3 protein-coding genes are annotated in these 3158 nt (G+C 59.7%); 1 reads left to right on the forward strand and 2 read right to left on the reverse strand.

The window, feature by feature from the left end:
• Positions 1–113: 113 nt before the first annotated feature.
• Together QMX98_RS33475 and QMX98_RS33480 are read right to left on the reverse strand one after the other, a co-directional pair.
• The gene (locus QMX98_RS33475; protein ID WP_077747272.1) at positions 114–938 is read right to left on the reverse strand and encodes an NAD(P)-dependent oxidoreductase; all 825 of its coding nucleotides are present in this window, start codon (positions 936–938) and stop codon (positions 114–116) included.
• Between the two features lie 255 nt (positions 939–1193).
• Entirely contained in the window at positions 1194–2234 is a 1041-nt protein-coding gene (locus QMX98_RS33480) for a low specificity L-threonine aldolase (RefSeq protein ID WP_010467030.1), read from the reverse strand.
• A gap of 133 nt (positions 2235–2367) precedes the next feature.
• Between QMX98_RS33480 and QMX98_RS33485 the strand changes: the two genes are divergently transcribed.
• Positions 2368–3084: a TraX family protein gene (locus tag QMX98_RS33485; RefSeq protein ID WP_282412031.1), complete on the forward strand. Its 717-nt coding sequence runs from the start codon at positions 2368–2370 to the stop codon at positions 3082–3084.
• Positions 3085–3158 lie beyond the last annotated feature (74 nt).

Below are 3158 nucleotides of genomic sequence, written 5' to 3' on the forward strand. Positions count from 1 at the left end.
GAGCCTGCTCGCGAAGGCATACGGACATTCAACATCGTTGTTGACTGATCCGGCGCTTTCGCGAGCAGGCTCGCTCCCACAGGTTTTGTATCTTTTCTGACCGGTTGTTTTCTTCAGTCGACAAACAGGTCCGGCATCAGCGGGTCAGTGGTGTCGGGCGCGAACCGATACCGTTCAAAATCCGTCACCCCGTGCTCACTCAGAATCTCTTCATCAATCAGCAACCGCCCGGTAATGCTGCGACCGCTGCTGTCCAGAATTGCGTAAGCAGCATCGGCCATGATCGCCGGCGTTCGTGCGTGTTTGAAGGATTCCCTCGAGCCAAGCTGAAACTCGATGGCCGCCGTCGCAATCATCGTCTGCGGCCACAACGAATTGACGCTGATGCCATAACTGGCAAATTCCTCACTCATGCCCAAGGTCAGCATGCTCATGCCGTATTTGGTCACCGTGTAGGGGCTGTATTGGGCGAACCATTTCGTCGCCAGGTTCAACGGTGGCGACAGGTTAAGAATGTGACCCTTGGTTTTTTTCAGATAGGGCAGGGCAGCCTGGCTGCACAGCAACACGGCGCGGGTGTTGATCTGGTGCATCAGGTCGAAGCGCTTGAGCTCGATGTGTTGAACGCCGGTCAGCTTGATCGCCCCGGCGTTGTTGATCAATGCATCGATACCGCCGAAATGCTCGTGGGCTTGGGCCAGCGCCTCGCGTACCGCGAGTTCATCGCGAACATCCACCTGCAAGGCCAGCGCCTTGCCGCCCGCGTCTTCAACTTCCTTGGCCACGCTGAAAATCGTGCCGGGCAGTTTGGGGTGGGGGTCGGCGCTTTTGGCGGCAATCACAATGTTGGCCCCATCCCGCGCAGCTCGCAGCGCGATCTCACGACCAATCCCACGGCTGGCACCGGTAATGAACAGGGTTTTGCCTTGTAAGGACATGCGTACGCTCCTGATTATTATTGTCTGAGCGGATAGAAGCGGCTCGCCAGACAATGTAGACCAGGACAGCGGGAAGAAACTGCTTGTGAGGGCTTTTGTGGCGAGGGAGCTTGCTCCCGCTGGGCTGCGAAGCGGCCCCAAATACTGAGAATGCGGTCTGTCTGGCAGACCGCATTGGCTGGTTCTACGACGGCTGCGCCGCCGAGCGGGAGCAAGCTCCCTCGCCACAGGGGATCGGGTTGCTGTTTGAAGGAATCAGTGGGACATGACTTCGCGAATATCCGCCGCCAATTCACGTACGCGTTCTTCTTCGGTATCCCACGAGCACATGAAGCGTGCGCCGCCGTTGCCGATGAAGGTGTAGAAACGCCAGCCCTTGGCCGTCAGTGCAGCGATGGCCGGCTCCGACAGTTGCAGGAACACGCCGTTGGCCTGTACCGGGAACATCAGTTCCACGCCGGGAATATCGCTGACCAGTTCTGCAAGAAGCTGCGCGCAATGGTTGGCGTGGCGGGCGTATTTGAGCCAGGCGTCGTTTTCCAGAATCCCGACCCACGGTGCCGACAGGAAACGCATTTTCGAGGCCAGTTGCCCCGCCTGTTTGCAGCGGTAGTCGAAGTCTTCGGCCAGTTTGTGGTTGAAGAACAGAATCGCTTCACCCACCGCCATGCCGTTTTTCGTGCCGCCGAAGCACAACACATCGACGCCGGCTTTCCAGGTCAGGTCGGCCGGGGAGCAGCCGAGGAATGCGCAGGCGTTTGAGAAGCGCGCGCCGTCCATGTGCAGGTTCAGGCCTAGCTCTTTGCAGGTGGCGCTGATGGCGCGGATTTCTTCCGGGGTGTAGACGCTGCCGACTTCGGTGGCCTGGGTCAGGGTCACGACGCGGGGTTTCGGGTAGTGGATGTCCTGGCGCTTGAGGGCGACTTCGCGGATCGATTCCGGGGTCAGCTTGCCGTTTTCAGTACGGGCAATGAGCAACTTGGAACCGTTGGAGAAGAATTCCGGCGCGCCGCACTCGTCGGTTTCGACGTGGGCGGTTTCCGAGCAGATCACGCTGTGGTAACTCTGGCACAGCGACGACAGGGCCAGCGAGTTGGCCGCGGTGCCGTTGAAGGCGAAAAACACTTCGCAGTCGGTTTCGAACAGTTTGCGGAAATCATCGGACGCGCGTGCGGTCCATTCATCGTCGCCGTAAGCGCGTTGGTGGCCGTGGTTGGCCTGTTCCATGGCAGCCCAGGCTTCAGGGCAGATACCGGAATAGTTGTCGCTGGCGAATTGTTGGCTCTTATCGGTCATGGCCCTGCTTTCCGTGGTCGAGACGCTTATGGTGAAGCGCCTCGTGGTCAATGATGGTGCGCACTTTACCGAAGATCATCCGGCGAGCACACGGGATGCGTCTGACAGAACACTACAAAGACGACGGGCAATTATGCACATGACGCAAAGGGATGGGGCACTGGATCTGCTCAAGTGGCTGGCGCTATTGAGCATGGTGCTCGATCACCTGCGATATGTCGGTTACTCCGTCGATCTGCTGTATGTGCCGGGACGGCTGGCGTTTCCGTGGTTCTGCCTGGCGATGGCGGCCAACCTTGCGCGCACTGGTGCCACGACGACCGACGGCCAGTGGCGTTACCTGGGCTGGTTGCTGTTGTTCAGCGCCCTGAGCGAAATTCCCTACCGGATGTACATTCCCGATCCCGACACCTTGAACGTGTTGCCTACGCTGGCGCTGGGATTGCTGGTGGCCCGCGGCTGGCAGGATCAACGCCTGCAATCACGACTGCTCGCGGTGGTCGCGCTGGCGCTGGCGGCGCTGTTCCCGCAGTGGCTGATGTTTGGATTCTTCGGGGTGCTGCTGCCGCTGGCGACGTTGCTGGTGATCCACCGGCCCTGGTATTTCAGCCTGTTGCCGGGGTTGGTGTGCCTGGCGGCGAATCAATGGGAAGTGCTGTTTTACTCCGCGCGGATCGGCAACCGTGCAGCCTTCCTCGGCATTGCCGCTTGTCTGATTGCGCCATTGCTCGGGTTGTTCCTGTTGCGACATACCCGGCATTTCCAGCCGCCGCCAATGCGGCGTTGGGCGTATGCCTTGTATCCGCTGCATTTTCTGCTGTTGCTCGCAATGCGCCAGGCAATCGCCTGACCCCTGTAGGAGTGAGCCTGCTCGCGATGAGGCCGTCACAGCCAGCATTGATGTTGCCTGACCCACCGCTATCG

The sequence above is a fragment of the Pseudomonas sp. PS02303 genome (assembly GCF_029959925.1).
Classification (GTDB): domain Bacteria; phylum Pseudomonadota; class Gammaproteobacteria; order Pseudomonadales; family Pseudomonadaceae; genus Aquipseudomonas; species Aquipseudomonas mandelii.

Coding starts and splice junctions, on each gene's coding strand:
- QMX98_RS33475 (WP_077747272.1), bottom strand. CDS start 938: ATGTCCTTACAAGGCAAAACCCTGTTCATTACCGGTGCCAGCCGTGGG.
- QMX98_RS33480 (WP_010467030.1), bottom strand. CDS start 2,234: ATGACCGATAAGAGCCAACAATTCGCCAGCGACAACTATTCCGGTATC.
- QMX98_RS33485 (WP_282412031.1), top strand. CDS start 2,368: ATGCACATGACGCAAAGGGATGGGGCACTGGATCTGCTCAAGTGGCTG.